The sequence below is a fragment of the Shouchella clausii genome (assembly GCF_002250115.1).
Lineage (GTDB): Bacteria > Bacillota > Bacilli > Bacillales > Bacillaceae_D > Shouchella > Shouchella clausii.
Map to the genome: position 1 here is coordinate 4,428,918 of NZ_CP019985.1, position 17,754 is coordinate 4,446,671.

General features: G+C 45.1%; 15 protein-coding genes. 3 read left to right on the forward strand and 12 right to left on the reverse strand.

All coding sequences use genetic code 11. The features are described from left to right. Positions 1–75: 75 nt before the first annotated feature. From BC8716_RS21835 to BC8716_RS21855, 5 genes are all read right to left on the reverse strand, one after another. Positions 76–1,836, reverse strand: coding sequence for a M3 family oligoendopeptidase (locus BC8716_RS21835; RefSeq protein WP_094429051.1), 1,761 nt, complete (start codon positions 1,834–1,836; stop codon positions 76–78). A gap of 285 nt (positions 1,837–2,121) precedes the next feature. Further along, complete coding sequence (locus tag BC8716_RS21840) at positions 2,122–3,588, reverse strand: catalase (protein WP_094429053.1); 1,467 nt, start codon at positions 3,586–3,588, stop codon at positions 2,122–2,124. A 428-nt stretch (positions 3,589–4,016) separates the two neighbouring features. Beyond that, positions 4,017–5,321: a lysine N(6)-hydroxylase/L-ornithine N(5)-oxygenase family protein gene (locus BC8716_RS21845; RefSeq protein WP_094429054.1), complete on the reverse strand. Its 1,305-nt coding sequence runs from the start codon at positions 5,319–5,321 to the stop codon at positions 4,017–4,019. Positions 5,322–5,333: 12 nt separating this feature from the next. Next, positions 5,334–6,695 (reverse strand): aldehyde dehydrogenase, encoded by a 1,362-nt coding sequence (locus tag BC8716_RS21850; protein WP_094429056.1) that lies wholly within the window; start codon positions 6,693–6,695, stop codon positions 5,334–5,336. 73 nt (positions 6,696–6,768) lie between these two features. Continuing rightward, complete coding sequence (locus BC8716_RS21855) at positions 6,769–7,368, reverse strand: ribonuclease H1 domain-containing protein (RefSeq protein WP_094429058.1); 600 nt, start codon at positions 7,366–7,368, stop codon at positions 6,769–6,771. Between the two features lie 68 nt (positions 7,369–7,436). Here BC8716_RS21855 and BC8716_RS22550 point away from each other — a divergent pair, with 68 nt between their 5' ends. Next, positions 7,437–7,577 (forward strand): hypothetical protein, encoded by a 141-nt coding sequence (locus tag BC8716_RS22550; RefSeq protein WP_011246128.1) that lies wholly within the window; start codon positions 7,437–7,439, stop codon positions 7,575–7,577. Between the two features lie 180 nt (positions 7,578–7,757). Continuing rightward, positions 7,758–8,009, forward strand: a complete 252-nt coding sequence (locus BC8716_RS21860) for a hypothetical protein (RefSeq protein ID WP_011246127.1) — start codon at positions 7,758–7,760, stop codon at positions 8,007–8,009. Between the two features lie 178 nt (positions 8,010–8,187). On the opposite strand, the gene BC8716_RS21865 is transcribed toward BC8716_RS21860, so the two are convergent. The 3 genes from BC8716_RS21865 to BC8716_RS21875 form a co-directional block, all read right to left on the reverse strand. Further along, entirely contained in the window at positions 8,188–8,484 is a 297-nt protein-coding gene (locus tag BC8716_RS21865; protein ID WP_094429060.1) for an AbrB/MazE/SpoVT family DNA-binding domain-containing protein, read from the reverse strand. Positions 8,485–8,672: 188 nt separating this feature from the next. Beyond that, complete coding sequence (locus tag BC8716_RS21870) at positions 8,673–8,993, reverse strand: hypothetical protein (protein WP_011246125.1); 321 nt, start codon at positions 8,991–8,993, stop codon at positions 8,673–8,675. A 39-nt stretch (positions 8,994–9,032) separates the two neighbouring features. Then, positions 9,033–10,400, reverse strand: a complete 1,368-nt coding sequence (locus BC8716_RS21875; RefSeq protein WP_094429061.1) for a sodium-dependent transporter — start codon at positions 10,398–10,400, stop codon at positions 9,033–9,035. A gap of 577 nt (positions 10,401–10,977) precedes the next feature. Here BC8716_RS21875 and mreBH point away from each other — a divergent pair. Continuing rightward, entirely contained in the window at positions 10,978–11,985 is a 1,008-nt protein-coding gene (mreBH, locus tag BC8716_RS21885; protein ID WP_094429065.1) for a rod-share determining protein MreBH, read from the forward strand. A gap of 136 nt (positions 11,986–12,121) precedes the next feature. Here the strand turns inward: mreBH and BC8716_RS21890 are convergent, their stop codons facing one another. The 4 genes from BC8716_RS21890 to BC8716_RS21905 form a co-directional block, all read right to left on the reverse strand. Further along, on the reverse strand, positions 12,122–14,014 hold the full coding sequence (locus BC8716_RS21890; RefSeq protein WP_094429066.1) for a PTS fructose transporter subunit IIABC: 1,893 nt from the start codon (positions 14,012–14,014) through the stop codon (positions 12,122–12,124). 8 nt (positions 14,015–14,022) lie between these two features. Beyond that, positions 14,023–14,943, reverse strand: coding sequence for a 1-phosphofructokinase (gene pfkB / locus BC8716_RS21895; RefSeq protein ID WP_094429068.1), 921 nt, complete (start codon positions 14,941–14,943; stop codon positions 14,023–14,025). Continuing rightward, entirely contained in the window at positions 14,940–15,704 is a 765-nt protein-coding gene (locus BC8716_RS21900) for a DeoR/GlpR family DNA-binding transcription regulator (protein WP_094429069.1), read from the reverse strand. Before BC8716_RS21900 ends, pfkB begins: the two co-directional genes overlap by 4 nt. A gap of 157 nt (positions 15,705–15,861) precedes the next feature. Further along, the gene (locus tag BC8716_RS21905) at positions 15,862–17,745 is read right to left on the reverse strand and encodes an ABC-F family ATP-binding cassette domain-containing protein (protein WP_094429071.1); all 1,884 of its coding nucleotides are present in this window, start codon (positions 17,743–17,745) and stop codon (positions 15,862–15,864) included. Positions 17,746–17,754: the final 9 nt, after the last annotated feature.

Consider the following 17,754-nt stretch of genomic DNA (forward strand, 5'->3'; position numbering starts at 1 on the left):
TTACTTCAAACCTAAGTTCCCCTTCTACTATTAATTCTTGCACAAAAAAACAGCGGAGGCTAACCCCCACTGTTTTTACTGAACAAATTGATGGCTGTCTTTTAGCACAACATCGATCGCTTCTTGCCAGAAGTCCGGTTTTGTCAAATCGACTTGTAAATGCTTTTGTGCTAGTTGTTCGGCCGTCATGCTACCACTGTCTTGCAGCAACGCAATATAGTTATCTTCAAAAGAAGCGCCTGCTTTTAAAGCCCGTGCATATAGGCCCATACTAAACAAATAGCCAAATGTATAAGGGAAATTATAAAATGGTTGTTTCGTTATGTGAAAATGCAATTTTGATGCCCAAAAATAAGGGTCGTATGCTTCCACTTTATTGCCATATGCTTCTTTTTGCGCCTCAACCATCAATTCGTTTAAACGTTCAGTCGGTACAATCCCCTGTTTCCGTTCTTCATAAAAACGCGTTTCAAACAGAAAACGGGAATGGATATTCATGAAAAAGGCTAATGAACGAGAAAGTTTGTTTTCCAGCAGATATCGTTTTAACTCTGGGCTCTCTGCCTCAGACAAAAGTGCATCAGCGACAATCATTTCGGCAAATGTAGAGGCGGTTTCGGCGATGCTCATTGGATACTGTTTTTGCGACGAAACTGGCATGTCTTTTAAGCACCAGCTATGGTACGCATGACCCAGTTCGTGAGCGAGCGTTGCCACATTGTCCATTGAGCCGTCATAGGTCATAAAAATCCGCGATTCTTGACGGAGTGGAAAAGTTGTACAAAAGCCGCCTGGGCGTTTTCCTGCGCGGTTTTCAGCTTCGACCCAACCGTTGCTAAGCGCCATTTCAGCAAATTCAGCCATTTTCGGGCTGAAGCGGTTAAAATGTTTGATGATCAGCTCACAAGCTTCTTCATACGGAATATCGTTATTAGACGTTTCGCTTGTCGGCAAAGGAGCGTTGACATCAAACAAGCTCAGTTTCTCCAAACCTAACAATTCTGCCTTCTTGTCCATGTATGGGTATAGTTTTGGCTTGTTTTTCGTAATCGTATCCCACATCGTTGTTAATGTTTCTTCGGAAATCAAATTTATGTCCAATGGTTCTTTCAAGACATTGTCCCAGCCCCGTTCTTCGTACAGCTTCAAACGGAACCCAGCAAGGCGATTTAATGTTTGCGTAAACAATGGCGCTTGCTGAGCCCATGCTTGTAGCGACGCTTCATAAGCACGTTTGCGCACGGAACGGTCTTCATTCGATAAACGGTTATGGAGTTGTCCGGCCGACAGATGTTTCACTTCCCCATTTTCTTCAAACGGGATTTCCATTCGCCCGACTGCTTCATTATAAACGGATCCCCAGGCGTGATAGCCGTCTTTAGCCAACTTGGCCGCCAATTCTTCCTTGTCTGCGCTCATTTTGTCAGCTGCCCGTTTTCTCGCTTTTTCCAACATAAAAGCTGATGGTTTCATTGCTTCTTCTTCAAGGAGAGAGGCAAAGGCTTGATCGTCAATCGGTTTCAGTTTTTCTTCAAGGAGCAAGTTTAATTTTTGCCATTTGACTTCAAGCTCTTGTACTTGCTCTTGGCGCAAACGTGCCGTTTCGTCCTTTACATTTTGTGCTAGCAAACAAGAAACAAAGGCACTCGCATGGGCAAGACGAGGAAAAATGTGTTCAATTGCCGCAACAAGCTCTTGTATGTCCACAGAAGCAGCTTCTGTTTCCTGCCAATGGTCGAGCAAACGGTTTGTTTCTTTTAAGAAGTCGCTAAACGCCTCAGACTGGCTTCCGCCTGCAAAAATCGATTCTAAATCCCATGTTATTGGATAATGCATATACAGCCTCCTGTCGTCAAATTATTTCGTCTACCGTAACAATTTAAATACTACCACTATTGGCTGCTTTTTGCACGTTAGATGGCAAAGAAAAAGCTGCTGACCATGGCGAATAGCGTTGCCACCCCGAGCAACAATAAACTTTTTTCCTGATTTGAATAGCTCGTCCAACGTCTCACTCGTACCAACTCCTTTCGTTATTGCTACTTTATGAGACGGAAGGCATGGCTATGCGAATAATTATAAAAAAACCAGCGGACTAAACAGTCACGCTGGTTGTTCGATTTAGGCGTTGTTCTCTGATCCGTGTTTCACGTATTCAGAGATGTCCATTCCAATGGCATCCGCAAGGCGTTGTCCGTAGTCTTCATCAGCACGGTAAAAGTTGCAAATGGCTCGGAGCGCCGTTTCTGGAGCAACTTGTTTTAGATCATTTGCAATGTTTTTAATAAGCGTGTCTTGGACACTTTTTGGATAGTTTCGATAAATTTTGCCCGCTTGGCCAAAGTTGTTTTTCTTTTCAATCGCAATTCGTCCAATCGTGCCATTAATAGGCGCACGGTAGTCTTCATAGCCTTCCGCTTCTTTCGGCGTATCTTGATAACGGTTCGGTTCATAATTGATCCGGTTTGTTTGCTGGCCGATCGGCATTGCCCCATCTCTTGTATTGTTTGCCTTTTGCGCAAATGGGCAGTTAATTGGGAGATCCAAGTAATTCGCACCGACACGGTATCGTTGTGTATCTGAATACGAGAAGATGCGGCCTTGAAGCATTTTGTCTTCCGATGGCTCAAAGCCAGGGACAAGATTTCCAGGGTTAAAGCCAACTTGCTCCGTCTCAGCAAAGACATTCTCAGGGTTGCGGTTTAGCGTCATCGTCCCTACTAGTTGAGAAGGAATGTCTTCCTCAAGCCAATCTTTCGTTGCATCAAGTGGATGAAAATCGAAATTGTCCAAATCGGCTGGATCAAGGATTTGTACATATAAATCCCACTCTGGATAATCGCCACGTTCAATCGCTTCGTACAAGTCTCTCGTTGCATGGTTAAAGTCATGAGCTTGTATGTTGGCGGCTTCTTCCATTGATAAGTTACGAATGCCCATTTTCGGGACCCAGTTCAGCTTGACATAAACCATATTGCCGTGTTCATTGATCCACTTGAACGCATGGACGCTTGAACCGCGCATTTCTCGGTAAGAAGCAGGGATGCCTTCGTCCGTAAATAGATGGGTAAGCATATTTGTTGATTCTGGCGTTAAGCTCATAAAATCCCAATACCGGTCAGGGTTTTGGATATTCGTACGTGGATCTGGCTTTAAAGAATGGATCACATCCGGAAATTTAATCGCGTCACGGATGAAGAAAACAGGCAAGTTGTTGCCGACAAAATCATAATTTCCTTCTTCTGTATAAAACTTAACGGAAAATCCCCGTGGATCGCGAAGCGTCTCTGGAGAAGTACCGCCGTGTATGACCGTTGAGAAGCGGACAAAAACAGGTGTTTCTTTCCCATCTTCAGAAAGAAAGTTTGCTTTTGTATAGCGCTTCATATTGTTTTTCACTTTAAATACGCCATGGGCACCAGCCCCCCGCGCATGGACAACCCGTTCTGGAATCCGTTCACGGTCAAAATGGGCGAGCTTTTCTACCAAGTGGTAGTCTTCTAACAAAGTTGGGCCATGTTGGCCAGCTGTACGCGAGTTTTGGTTGTCATAAATTGGATGTCCTTGATTATCTGTTAATCGTCGCATATGTAATCCCCCTTTTGATCAATAGGCTTTACCAATATGTCATCGTTGGCAAATGAACGATAAAACAAAACTTATTCCTTAATTGGAATCATTATCGTTAAATATAGTGTACGTGGATTGAGGTAGAAAGTCAATGTTATTTATAATAATTTTTAAGAACGAATTTATACAAATTGTAAACGTACGTTGTTTCAATTCTTTGCTCCCGTGCTTACGAAGCAGTCGCTACAGCTAGTACAAGAGCCGTCCTTTCACAATTAGCGCTTCTTACTTGAGAAACCATTTTATTCCGTTTGGCCAAAAAATATGATGGGTTTTAAAACATTTATGAGAATGGATGATAGGAGTGAGATGTATTCACAAATGATTGCTAAGTGTCAAAACGGAGATAAGGTTGTCATCACTATAAAAAACGGAAGCTGATCCGGTCAGCTTCCGCCCTCTTCATTGCCAAATTGTTGAAAAACAGATCCTGGGCTTACTTGGAATACCTCATTGCCACATAGTTCATTTACAATCCGGGCATTCCGTTCAACCGATAAAGCCAGATTGGTGGCACTTGTCCCTAACGCATGTTCGAGATTCGTTAAGGAAAACATCCGGTTTTTGCGCGCAGCTTTAAAAAGGAGTTCTGCATTACGTGTTAGTTTAAACTCGCTCTCGCCTTCCATTTCCAGCTCAGTGTGCATTGCTTCCAACCAGCGGGGGACATTCGGCTTATAGCCTGTTGCCAAAATGACTTTTTCTGTCTTGTAGGCAAACGTCTGCCTTTGTTGTGTTTGTTCTCCGATCACTTGATAGCTCCGTGGTCCTTTTTTCTCAATCGTTGTCACTTCCATATTGGCGCGTATTAAAGCAGGCGAAGCTTTTTTGGCAATGCTGCGGTGGTACAATAGGTCATAAATGTTGTGGAGTGTTTTAGCTTGCACGCCATTGCGCAAATGCCCGAGCAGTGAAAGGGTGTCCTTCCTTGTTTCATAGGGAAGTTCATGAAAATAGGAAACAAAATCAGGCGAAAAAAGCTCTTGCCCAATCTTTGATTCCTCTAGTTGGAAAAAACCTGGCGATCTTGTAAACCAGTTAAGGGTATAATGGTGATTCGGTTGGTCCTGTAAAAGGGAGTAGAAAATTTCAGCAGCGCTCTGCCCTGAACCGATTACCGTTACCGACCGTGCTTCCTTTATGTCTTTTTCATAAAAGCGATAGTCGCTTGAATGGATGATGTCTTCGTTGCATGCTTTTTCTAGGCTGCCTGGAAGAAGCGGCACACTTCCAGTACCGACAACGATATGGGTTGCATAAACCGTTTTTTCTTTTCCAGCCGCTGATAGCACGACTCGATACGCTGCTTTCTCCGCTTCATACTGAACATCCAACACCTTTGTGCCAAAATGGCAGTTGCTTAGTTGCCCTGCTACCCATTGGCAGTAGGCATTGTACTCCATTCTTGGAATATCAAAGCGGTTGAAAAAATAAAAGGACATCAGCCTTTTTTCCGCGTGAGCATAATTTAAAAATGTGTAGCGGCTCTGTGGATTGGCCAACGTTATTAAATCCGCTAAAAAAGGAACCTGAAGGTCGGTTCCATCAATCAGCATGCCAGGATGCCACAAAAAGACATCATTTTCATCAAAAAAGGCCGCATTGATATCCGTACTTTCTGCAATCATTGCTGCCAGCCCTAAATTATAAGGACCAATCCCTACACCAACAACGTCAAATATTTCCTCCATTTCGGTCCACTCCTATTTGCATATATTACGTATAAATGTATTTGCGATTTTCCCTTGCTTGTAACGAAATGGCACGTCAAACGTTGTCGATTGCTTTAAAAAGCTTTTTTGATGGGAAAAAGTGCGAAAGCTTTCATAGCCATGATAAGCACCAATGCCACTCGTTCCTTTGCCGCCGAAAGGAAGGTAGGGGTTTGCTGCGTGCATAAGTGTGTCGTTGATGCAGCCGCCGCCAAACGAAAGCTGCTCCGTAAATAGCCGTTGTACACGCTCGTTTTCAGAAAATACATAGAGTGCAAGTGGATTCGGCAATGAGCGGACTTTTTGAATTGCTTCGGCAGGCGTTTTGTATCGAAACACAGGCAAGATTGGGCCAAAGATTTCCTCCTGCATGATCGGCGCATCCCAAGGAACATCGGTTAAGATCGTTGGGGACATTAAACGCGCTTTTGGTGAAATTTGACCGCCAAGAACAATATGCCCACTATCTAAATAGCGGCGCAGGCGCTCAAAGTGTTTGTCGTTCACAATTTGCGTATAGGTTCCCTCTTTTGTCTTCTCCGAAAAAAGCGTATATGTTTGCGCTTTTAGCTGCTCAAGAAACAGTTCGTACACGTCTTCATCGACAAGGGCATAGTCGGGAGCAATGCATGTTTGCCCAGCGTTTAAAAACTTTCCCCAAGCAATCCGTTTGGCTGCCAATTTCAGTTTTGCTTCGCCATCCACAATCACCGGGCTTTTCCCGCCTAATTCAAGCGTACATGGCGTCATATGTTTAGCTGCTTTTTCTAACACGATTTTTCCGACTGCGGCACTTCCCGTAAAGAAAATAGAATTAAATGGAAGATTGAGCAGCGTCTCTGCCGTTTTCGCGTCTCCTTCTACCACAGTCACGAGCTCTTTCGGAAATGTGGCCCGGACAGCGGCAGCCATTATGCTTGAAGTCCGCGGCGTCAACTCAGAAGGCTTGAGAACCGCGGCATTGCCAGCAGCAAGGGCACCAATTAGAGGCGCAAATGTGAGTTGAATCGGATAATTCCAAGGGGAAATGATTAAGACGCTACCATATGGTTCTGTTGCTACCCAGCTTTTTGAACCGGTGTGGCTGGCAGGCGTTTTCACTTTTATTGGCTTGACCCATTCATCGATCGACTCCAACGCCAAATCGATCTCTTGGTGTAGAAAAGCCATTTCAACCATCCTAGCTTCAGGCTCTTGTTTATTCAAATCCGCTCGTAACGCTGAAAGCAGTTCTTTTTCATACGTTTGCAGCATCGTTTTCAGCTTTTGGAGCTGTCGTTTTCGATAAGCAACAGCTTTTGTAGCGCCAGTAAACACATGCTCTTTCTGAACGGCCAGCAATGTCTCATACATAACAACCTGCACTCCTTTTCACAACAACGGATTTTTTATATCTATACCCTTAAACTCCCCTTTTTAACGACGATCACTTTCGGCCATAATCGGCTTTTATTTCTCCCCACACATCCGTTTCCCACTTTAACACTGGATTATGGTTAGGGTTTTCGCGCAGCCATTTCTCCGCTCGTTCTACAAGCGACCAAATTTCTTCCGTTTCTTTTGTCCGGCTTAATGTAGAATTGGCTTTTTTCTTTTTTACCCAACCAATTGCAGTCGCAGAATCAGAGTAGACGGGCTTGTCCGTTCCTTGTACATAGGCGAGTCCATGGACAATCGCTAAAAACTCGCCCATATTATTCGTGCCCATGTTAATGGGCGTCTTTTCAAATAAAATCTCCCCTGTCTTTGTGTCAACCCCTTTGTATTCAACTTTTCCAGGATTCCCTTGGCTGCCAACATCAACGCTAACGCTGTTCCAGACAGGCGATTTTTGCGCTTTTTCTTTTGGCCTCACTGAAGAGGCCAAGCTTTTGCCTTGGAAAGCAGCCTCCGCTTCTGCAAGCGTTGGAAATGATTTAAACCTCGCCTGAGGGTACCCTTTCACTTGGGCTTCGCAGTCAGCCCATGACCGGAAAATCCCTTGTTTTCTTCCTTTCCAAACAACATAATATTTTTGCTTTGCCATTTTTGAACCTCCTTGGCTCGTATAGTTTCGGACTGCCATGGAAAACGTATGGATGGAGGTGAGGCAACTTGAAACGAAATAAACAAGCAAAAAAAACCTTGACCAATAACCAGACGCCAACTGAATCCATGTTTAATGAAGAAGTTGCAAGTGAACTTATTGATAACGGGACAAACAAATCTACAAGCAAAAAACCGAAACAACGGTAACGGTAATATTAAAGCCTAGTTAGCATACGTAAAGCCAAAAGCGGCATAGTTAGGAACGTTTGTCTCTCACCTGCATTTAGCATACTTGATTTTCCGTTTCAACGAAAGCGCGCTCCCACCACGGCGATGTATAAAATTGGATCAACCTGGCGATGATTTTGGATAAAGAGGTGAGCGAGCTTGGACATCCATATTGAACGGAAACGGACCGCTGACAAAGCAGGTGACTTCATTTGTACATCTTCGGACAAGTTATTTGTGCTTATCGTTGACCCACCAGAGCGCTACCCTTACTTATTGCTATGCCTCGACACGTTCTCAATTGTACAAAATTATAGCAGCATTCCATCGAGAGAAGAATTGGAAGAAGATATCGGGGAAGACATTAAAGAAATTTACAACCAAGAACACGCGACCATTTCGTTTTTATAATAAGAAAAAGGGCATAGGCAGCAACCTATGTCCTTTCAATCTGTAAACAACGCTCGAATATTTTGTCGTTTGCATGTATTCCAACGAAGAATGCCACTGTCTATGAACGTATTGTGCTAATCGCATCCTCATTCGCTCCACCGTCTGACAAGCGGCTTCTATCGTCCAAGCTGTCCGATTAAGCGTTCCCGACAAAACTGCTCTCTTTTTGCTTTAATTCGTCCAATAACTGTTTGGCCGCTTCCTGGCTTAACACAACGTTGCCGTTTGCAAGCTGCAAATGTTCTTCTGAAGATTCCCCTGTCACCATGCATGTTTTGATGGAAGGCTCGTACTTCCTAACAATCACACGGTCATCTTCTACATAGATTTCCAATGGGCTGCCAATATCAATTCCCATTGTTTTCCGCAATTCTTTTGGCACGACAATTCGCCCTAGCTGGTCCACTTTACGGACAATGCCCGTCGCTTTCATTCAGCATCCTCCTTATATTCAAACGATTCACATTCCTATTAAACCATGTCCTGGCGCTTCGTTCCATAACCGCCCCACTAATTTACTCGAATCGGTGCTTTTTGCTGTATTTTATGGAACTTAACGGAAATAAACTAAGCGGTAAGCATTACTAAAAACCCCTGGCATTATAGCCAGGGGCGAGTTGTTTAAGGCATGGAATCTGCCGTCTTTTCTTCATACCAGTTATCCAATACTTTCGCATCAAGCACTTGTGCTTCCACATACCTGGATTGCTTTTTTGAAAACAGCTTATGCCAGTTAAAGTCGAAGTCTTTTGCGACTTGAACAAGAGTAAGGAGCTCTTGCCAAGCGACGTAGCGCTTATACCAAAAAAATTGGGGCTGTTCGGTCATATATGGGTACAGGTCATCGAATTCAGTGTGTTTGCAATCAATCGTACGTTCAAATTGCACTTTTGCATCGCTCAACTTTTTCTCAAGATAAACATGCAATTCGTCCTTATTCACAATGATGCCCCCTCTTGCTTTTTGCTATTATAACATATTTCAAGAAAATAGGAGAGCAAATAGATTAAATCCAAAAAATTGGTCGATCAAGACAACGGCAATTGCTACAGGGACGATAACAGTCATAATCGTATGCCATAATGTAAATCCTTTTTTGCCAAGGGCGCTGCCCTCTTGAAATTCTGCTGCAAGTGTTTGCCGTTTTACTTTAACGAGCAAAAAGATGCATATGAGCAACGAGCCAATCGGCATCAATAAATTGGATGCAAGAAAGTCAACCAAGTCGAAAAAGGGCATACCAAATAGGTGAACATCCCCCATCACGCCAAATGACAATGCAGAAGGAATGCCCATCAGCAACACAAACAGAGCGATTAACCAGCTTCCTTTTGCCCGTTTGCCTCCATCCCCTCTCATAAAGGCAGCGACTACAATTTCTAACAGTGAAAAAGCGGTGCTAAGAGCAGCGAAGAAGAAAAGCATAAAAAAGAGGACGACCACGATATCGCCAAACGGCATTTGCGAAAAAATCGCTGGCACGGCTGCAAAAATAAGCGTCGGCCCTTCGCTTGGTTCTAGACCGAAAGTGAACACACCAGGGAAGATAACGATTCCTGCCAGCATTGCGACAAAAATATTCATTACCCCTAATGTAGCAGCAGATACAGGCAAATCTTGCTTTTTTGACGCATATGAACTGAAAGTCACCATCACCGAGACGCCAATCGATAAAGCAAAAAAGGATTGGCCAAGAGCGAACAAAACTACTTCGCTTGAAAGGCTTTCCCAATTTGGCTTGAACAGAAAGGCCAGTCCTTCCTTAGCTCCATCAAGTGTGAGCGAATAAATCGACAATAGCACTAAAAGGACAAACAAAGCGGGAATCATCCATTTGCTTGCTCGTTCAATCCCTTTCTGGACCCCTTTTTGCACAACGGCAGCCGTCAATCCTAAAAACAAGGCCTGTGCACCGACAGCCAAATACGGATTTGCGATCAACCCCGTAAATTTAGCTTGGTACCCGTCTACATCAAGGCCGCCTAGCTGGCCAAATAAGGAGGAGCCTAAATAAATAAGCGACCAGCCCCCGACGACACTGTAAAAAGACAGGATCAAAAAACAAGTGACGACACCAAGCCATCCTGTCACGCTCCAGACCGAACGGGGCGCCAGCATGTTATAGGTTGAAATCGCATCTCGACCTGAATGGCGACCAAGCACGTATTCACCGATAAGTAAGGGAACACCTATCAGCAAAGTGAACGCGAGGAACAGCACAAAAAAAGCGCCTCCACCGCTTGTTCCTGCAATGTAAGGAAACTTCCATATAGCTCCAAGGCCAATCGCGCTGCCAGCCGTTGCATATAAAAAACCTAATTTTGAAGACCATTGTTGTGAAGTTGCCATGTTGTTGCTCCTTTATTACACACGATTTTTTTATCGTACCAAAGGAAGCTTTAAGAAACAAGCCTGCCCTGTTCCGAAAACTTACCGACTTTTTGGCTAACGGACGTATCCAGAAAAATGGTTCATTTTTTGTTGCTTTTATGTTTATTACGCTTTTAAACGGGTATAAAAACCTTACAGGAAAACAATGAAAAAACCCCTTCGTTGTTTTCTAAAAGCAAACAACCCTTCCCCCACTACTGAAGCGCCCTTTCCCAGGCGCTTCAGACTGTAGATAAACGCTCGCATTGAAATGCCCCCAATTTGTTAGATACTTAAAAACAAATAAGAGGGGCGTTTTTTTATGGCTAGGTTTTCGGTTGAACAAGCGCTATCTAAGTTCATAGTGTCGGCTTTATCAACAACATTCATCCTTTTTCAGGCGCCTCTTTACATTTGTGTAACAAAATAGGTGATTCGTCTCATCTTTCGACATCAATCCACAACAATTTTCCAACCTTTTCCCCTTTCTCGCAAACCGTGTCCTTGATACACTAAACGTTAGCATAGGAAATCTGGAAGAAACGTGGTGGAAATTATGTGGTCATCTTCACAAATCGGCATTGATTTAGGAACTGCCAATATTCTTGTTTACTCAAAAGAAAAAGGAATCATTTTAAATGAGCCATCTGTTGTCGCTTTAAATACGGAAACACGTGATGTTCTCGCTATTGGGATAGAAGCAAAAAACATGGTCGGCAAAACGCCAGCCCAAATCGTTGCTATGCGCCCTCTCCGTGACGGTGTGATTGCCGATTTTGACGTAACAGCTAGCCTTTTAAAAGAAATAATGCGCAAGGCGAGCAAAAACATGGGCATGGCTGTCCGCAAGCCAACCGTTGTTGTGTGTGCGCCGACAGGCTCAACGTCTGTTGAACGAAGAGCCATCCTTGACGCCGTGCGCAGCTGCGGCGCTAAACAAGTCCATATTATTGAAGAACCTGTAGCTGCGGCGATCGGTGCAGACTTGCCTGTAGAAGAGCCAACAGCCAATGTGGTAGTCGACATCGGCGGCGGTACAACGGAAGTCGCCATCATTTCGTACGGCGGCGTAGTCTCTTCGAATTCTGTTCGGGTCGGCGGAGATAAATTTGATGACGCGATTATTTCATATGTGCGCAAGCAATACAATGTCCTCATTGGCGAACGGACAGCCGAACAAATTAAAATCGACATTGGCTTTGCGCCTATTGACCATGAAACGCGGACAATGGAAGTGCGGGGCCGGGACCTTGTCAATGGTTTGCCAAAAACGATTGAATTAAACTCAAAAGAAGTTCAAGGTGCTTTAAGCGAGCTGTTATGGCAATTGCTTGAAGCATTGCGGACCACATTGGAAGATTGCCCGCCGGAACTGTCAGGCGATATTGTCGACCGAGGCGTTCTGTTGACAGGCGGTGGCGCCATGTTAAATGGCTTGCAAGATTGGATTGCGAACCAAATTGCGGTTCCTGTCCACGTTGCACCAAACCCACTTGAATCTGTCGCTATCGGCACAGGGCGTTCCCTAGCTTTTATTGATAAACTACAAAAAGCGACTTTGTAAAAGCGCGATTTAGCCAAGCTCAGGTTTCCTAAAGCCTGGGCTTCTTTTTTATTACTTGCTTCTATAGGACAAATATTAGCTTTCCTTTGTCGGTGAAAAAGCCTGTTTTGACATAACGGTCAAAACAGGCTTTTCGTTACTTGTTTTCAATTGGCTTTTTAATGATTCCATATATGATTCCAGTCACAATCGCGCCAATCACGATGGCCAACGCATATAGGCCGATGTAAGACCATGTGCTCTCATTGACTAGGAACATTGTAAAAATGCCTCCATGTGGCGCAGGGAGCTGTATATGGAACAATCCGGTTAAACCGCCAGCCACAGCGGCGCCGACAACGCTTGCCGAGATAACACGGATTGGGTCTGCCGCCGCAAACGGAATCGCCCCTTCTGTAATGAAAGAAGCGCCAAGGACATAGTTTGTCCGCCCTGACTCTCGTTGTTGCTTCGTAAATTTATGCTTCCAAAACGTTGTGGCGATCGCAATCCCTAGTGGCGGCACCATTCCTGCAGCCATGACTGCTGCCTGGGGCCCAAGGTTGCCAGCATCAATCATCGCAATCCCAAACGTATAGGCTGCTTTATTAATCGGGCCACCCATGTCAATCGCCATCATGATTCCAAGAACAGCGCCTAGAATGACCATGTTCCCTGTGCCGAGGTCGCCTAGCCAATTTTGCATTCCTGTGTTCACCCAAGCAAGGGGCGCAATTAAGTAGTACATAATTGTGCCTGTAAACAAAATATTTAGCACAGGTGTAAATAAGATCGTTTTTAACCCTTCAAGCGATTGAGGAATGCCAGACAGCAATTTGCGTACAAACAAGGCTAAGTAGCCTGCTAAAAATCCAGCGAGCAAGCCGCCTAAAAATCCAGAATTGCCATTTACGGCCATAAACCCGCCAATTAAACCAGGGGCAAATCCTGGCCGGTCGGCTATGCTCATTGCAATAAACGCAGCAAGAACAGGGATAAAGAGTGCAAATGCATTATCGCCACCAATCGCCATTAACAATTCGCGGATCGGGTTATCTTCGCCGAAAGCTGTCTCAAATACAAAGCTTAAGGCAATCAATATTCCGCCGCCGATGACAAATGGGAGCATATTGGAAACGCCATTCATTAAATGCTTATAAATAGCAGCGCCGCCTGATTTCTTCTCTTCACTTTGCTCGTTTTCGCCTTTGCCGCCACTGCCTTGGTAAACAGGTTCTTTTCCTGAAAGGGAACGATCAATTAACTCTGCTGGCTTGCGGACGCCATCTGCTACTGGAGCAATGACCACGCGTTTGCCGCTAAAACGGTCCATTTCTACCTTCGTATCAGCGGCAACAATAATGCCGTCAGCTTCGTCAATTTCCGTTGCTGTTAACCGGTTTTTCACGCCTCCAGACCCGTTTGTCTCAACCTTTACTTTATAGCCGCGGTCAGTCGCTTCTTTCTTGATCGCATCGGCAGCCATAAACGTATGGGCAATCCCAGTTGGACAGCCAGTCACAGCGAGAATGAATTTGCCAGAATCTTCGGAAGCGCTTTCGGTTTGTTCCTCTGGCTCCGCTTCTTTGTCTTCCAGTGCTTGCTTTTCATCAATCAATGCCAGAATGTCATCCAATGAAGCTGCGTTGAGCAAGCCTTTTCGAAAATCGTCGTCCATTAAATAAGTCGACAGCTTTGCTAACGTTGCTAAATGCTCATTGTTGGCCCCTTCGGAGGCAGCAATCATGAAAAACAGATGGCTTGGCTGTCCGTCCAATGCCTCGTAATCAATACCTGCTTTCGAGCGACCAAACGCAATCGCTGGCGTTTTGACAGCTGCCGTTTTAGCATGTGGAATCGCAATGCCGTCGCCGAGGCCAGTCGTACTTTGCGCTTCTCTTGCCAAAATCGCTTTTTTGTACGCTTCCGCATCGTTTAAGCGCCCTGCTTCCCCAAGCTTGGCGATTAATTCATCAATAACGGCTTCTTTCGTCGTTGACGCCAAGTCGAGAATCATTGTTTCTTTCTTGAGCAAATCAGAAATTTTCATTCCTTTGTTTACCCCTCTCTGTAAATAGTGACAGCTACCTCGTCCATGAGTGCTTCGATCGTCGTACGTTCAGCAAAGCCTGTAGAAAAGGCTGTAGCGCTTCCTGAAGCAACAGCAAAACGGAAAGCTTCGGGAAGAGACATCCCTTCCGCCGTGGCGCCGATAAACCCTGCTACAACGGAATCACCTGCACCGACGGAGTTTTTGACAGTGCCTTTTGGCGTCGTCGCCAATAAAATCGATTGCTCTGTAGCAAGCAACGCACCGTCCCCAGCAAATGTAACGAATACGTGGCCGATTCCTTTCGCCACAAGCGCCTTGGCATGGGGAACAGCCGCTTCGAGAGAATCGATCGCTTCGCCTGCAAACTCAGCCAATTCATGTTGGTTAGGCTTAATGAAATCTGGCTGTGCAGCAACTGCTTCTTCTAGCGGTTTTCCGCTTGTATCTATAAAGACAGAAACACCGCGGTCTTTGAGCAACTTGCTCCATTTCGCATATACATTTGTCTCAAGGCTTGGAGGGACGCTGCCTGCGAAAACGACCACATCGTTTGCTTTCAGTTGTGTCAACTGCTCTTCAAGTGCTGCTACATCATTTGCTGCAATCGCCGGAGAAACGCCATTGACTTCTGTTTCCACATCGGCTTTTAGCTTAATGTTGATACGGGTGTCGCCGCTTATTTCAATAAAAGACGTGTGGACACCGTCCGCCTCTACATTGGCTTTAATGTATTCGCCTGTAAAACCGCCAATAAAGCCAAGCGCTGTGCTCCGATGGCCGATCCGCTTTAGCACACGGGAGACATTAATGCCTTTGCCGCCGGGTGCTTTGTGGTCATGGGCTGCCCGGTTTACACCTCCCTTGTTCATTGAATCGAGCGCGACAAAGTAATCCATTGCCGGATTTAACGTCACTGTGTAAATCATTGTTCTACCACCTTGATTGTCGTCTTAGCTGCAAGTTGCGAAAACAGCTCTGGATGTTCTTCACGTGTATAAGAGCTTGTGATGATGGCGGCACGCTCCACATCGGCAATTTTTGAGAACGAAACATCGCCAAATTTTGTATGATCCGCTAACACATATGTTTGCCGCCCTCGTTTTAGCGCTTGTACTTTTATATAGGCTTCTTCAAGATCAGGAGTTGTATACCCATCACTAGGGGTAATGCCATTTGTGCCAAGAAACACAATGTCAAAGCGAAAGGCATCGATCGCCTCCAACGCGTTTCGGCCAACAAAAGCGTGTGTCCCTTTTTTCGCATATCCGCCAAGCACATGTGTGTCAATTTCGGCTTCAAGCAAATGGGCGATATTTGTTAATCCATTTGTCACAACCACAATTTGTTTGCCTTTCAAAAAGGGGATCATTTCATAAGTAGTCGTCCCTGCATCTAAAAACAGGCAATCTCCATCTTGTACGAGTTCAGCAGCCTGCTTGGCAATTTTTATTTTTTCTTGACGGTTTTTGAGCGTTTTTTGCGCAATTGTTGGCTCATCTCGCATTTTTTTCAATGACGTAGCACCGCCATGAATGCGCTTTAATTTATTTCTCTGTTCAAGCTCCGTCAAGTCTCGACGTATCGTAGACTCAGAAGCGCCAGTTGCTACAATTAAATCTTGAATTTTCACCACTTCATTCTTTGCGAGAAGGGCGAGGATTTTTTCTTGCCTTTCCAATGTAAGCATTTCGCACACCTCAGCTCTCTTTGCTTAGTATACAACCAAAAACATTCAAATTCAATCATTTTCACCCAAAAGTAAGCTTTTTGTTGCACTGTGCAGCTGGCAAGCAAAAAACACAGCAATCTTGACAAGATCCTGTGTTTTTGCTCGTTCGTATGATCTATTTCGACTGTAATGCTTCTATTTTCTCGGCCAGTTCTGTCCAGCGATTAAGAGCGGCCTCCAACTCACTGTCCAGCATTTCTTTTTCTTTTAGCAAATCAGCAATTCGTCCATAATCACTGCCTGCGTCGGCAATCGCCTGCTCAAGGATCTGCTGCTTTTCTTCAAGCTCTGCTATATGTCCATCAATTTGCTCCCATTCGCGCTGCTCATTATATGATAACTTTTTTTGTTCTTTTTTCGGCTGTGGCGTTGGCGGTTGTTCGTGCTGTGGCTGTTTAGTGGTGATGTCGTTTCTGCCCGCTATATAATCACTGTAATCGCCGTCATAGCGCAACAGGCGATTGCCTTCGAAAATTAGCATTCGGTCAACAACACGGTCAAGAAAATAGCGATCATGGCTAACAGCAACAACCGCGCCAGGGAATGTGTCTAAATAGTCTTCTAGTACAGCAAGCGTTTCGACATCTAGGTCATTTGTTGGTTCATCGAGGAACAACACGTTCGGTTCGCCCATTAGTACGCGCAGCAAATACAAACGTCTTTTTTCACCGCCTGACAAACGGCGAATATAGGTCCATTGTTGCGACCGTGGAAACAGAAAGCGTTCAAGCATTTGCTCAGCATAAATCGCATCCCCTTTTGTGGTGTAAACCACTTCAGCAACTTCCTTAATGTATTCCACAACGCGCAAATCGCCGTCAAGCTCTGCATCTTCTTGGCGGTAATAGCCAATCCGGACTGTTTCGCCAACATCAACCGTCCCGCTGTCGGGAGCAGTCCTCCCTGCCATCATATTCAGCAACGTTGTCTTTCCGCTGCCATTTTCGCCAATAATGCCAAGCCGTTCATTTTTTCCCATTAAGAAAGACAAATCGGAAAAAAGCATCTTTCCTTGGTACGATTTGCTAACTTGGCGAAGCTCAATCACTTGTTTGCCAAGACGCTTATGGCCAATGGGCATATCCAGCTGCCTATTGTCACTTGGGCCAGTTTGGGCATTCAGTGCTTCTACCCGTTGAATCCGCGCCTTTTGCTTCGTTGTTCTCGCCTTAGCTCCTCGCTTTAGCCAGGCAAGCTCCCGCCTAAGCAAATTTTTGCGTTTATCCTCCGCTTGCTCTGCTTGCGCTTTGCGTTCCGCTTTTTCTTCTAAATAGGTCTCAAAGTTGCCAACATACCGGTATAGCGCTCCCTCTGATAACTCAAAAATGGTATTGGCGACGCGGTTTAAAAAGTAGCGGTCGTGAGTGATCACGATCAATGCACCAGGATATTGTTTTAAATGTTCTTCCAACCATTCAACCGTTGCATGGTCAAGATGGTTCGTCGGCTCGTCGAGTAATAGCAAATCAGCTGGCTGAATGAGTGCCCGCGCCAAGGCAACACGTTTTTTCTGGCCACCTGACAACGTGCCAAGCTTCGCCGAAAGTGCCGAAACCCCAAGTTTGCTAAGAATGGTTTTCGCCTGTGTGGCCGCTTCCCAAGCGTCAACGCGGTCCATTTCATCTTGCCATTTCAGAAGCTCAGCTTGGCGCTTGTTGTCGTGTGGGTGTGCCTCTAAGTCTTGAAGCGCCTTTTCATAGCTTGCTACCGTTCGCATCAACGTCGATTCGCTCCTGTAAATATAGCGAATGGCTGTTTCGTTTTCTGGCATGTCGAGCTGTTGCGGCAAGTATTCTAGCGTAAACTCATTGGCATGAAACAAAGCGCCCGCATCAAACCCTTCGACTCCGGCGAGTGCTTTTAACAACGTCGATTTGCCAGTGCCATTAACGCCAAGCAAGCCAATTCTGTCGCCTTTTTCTAAACTAAAGTGAATCGATTCAAAACAAATCTTGTCGCCAAAAGACTTTGTTAGCCCTTCTGCTCGAAGTAAACTCATGTGCATCTT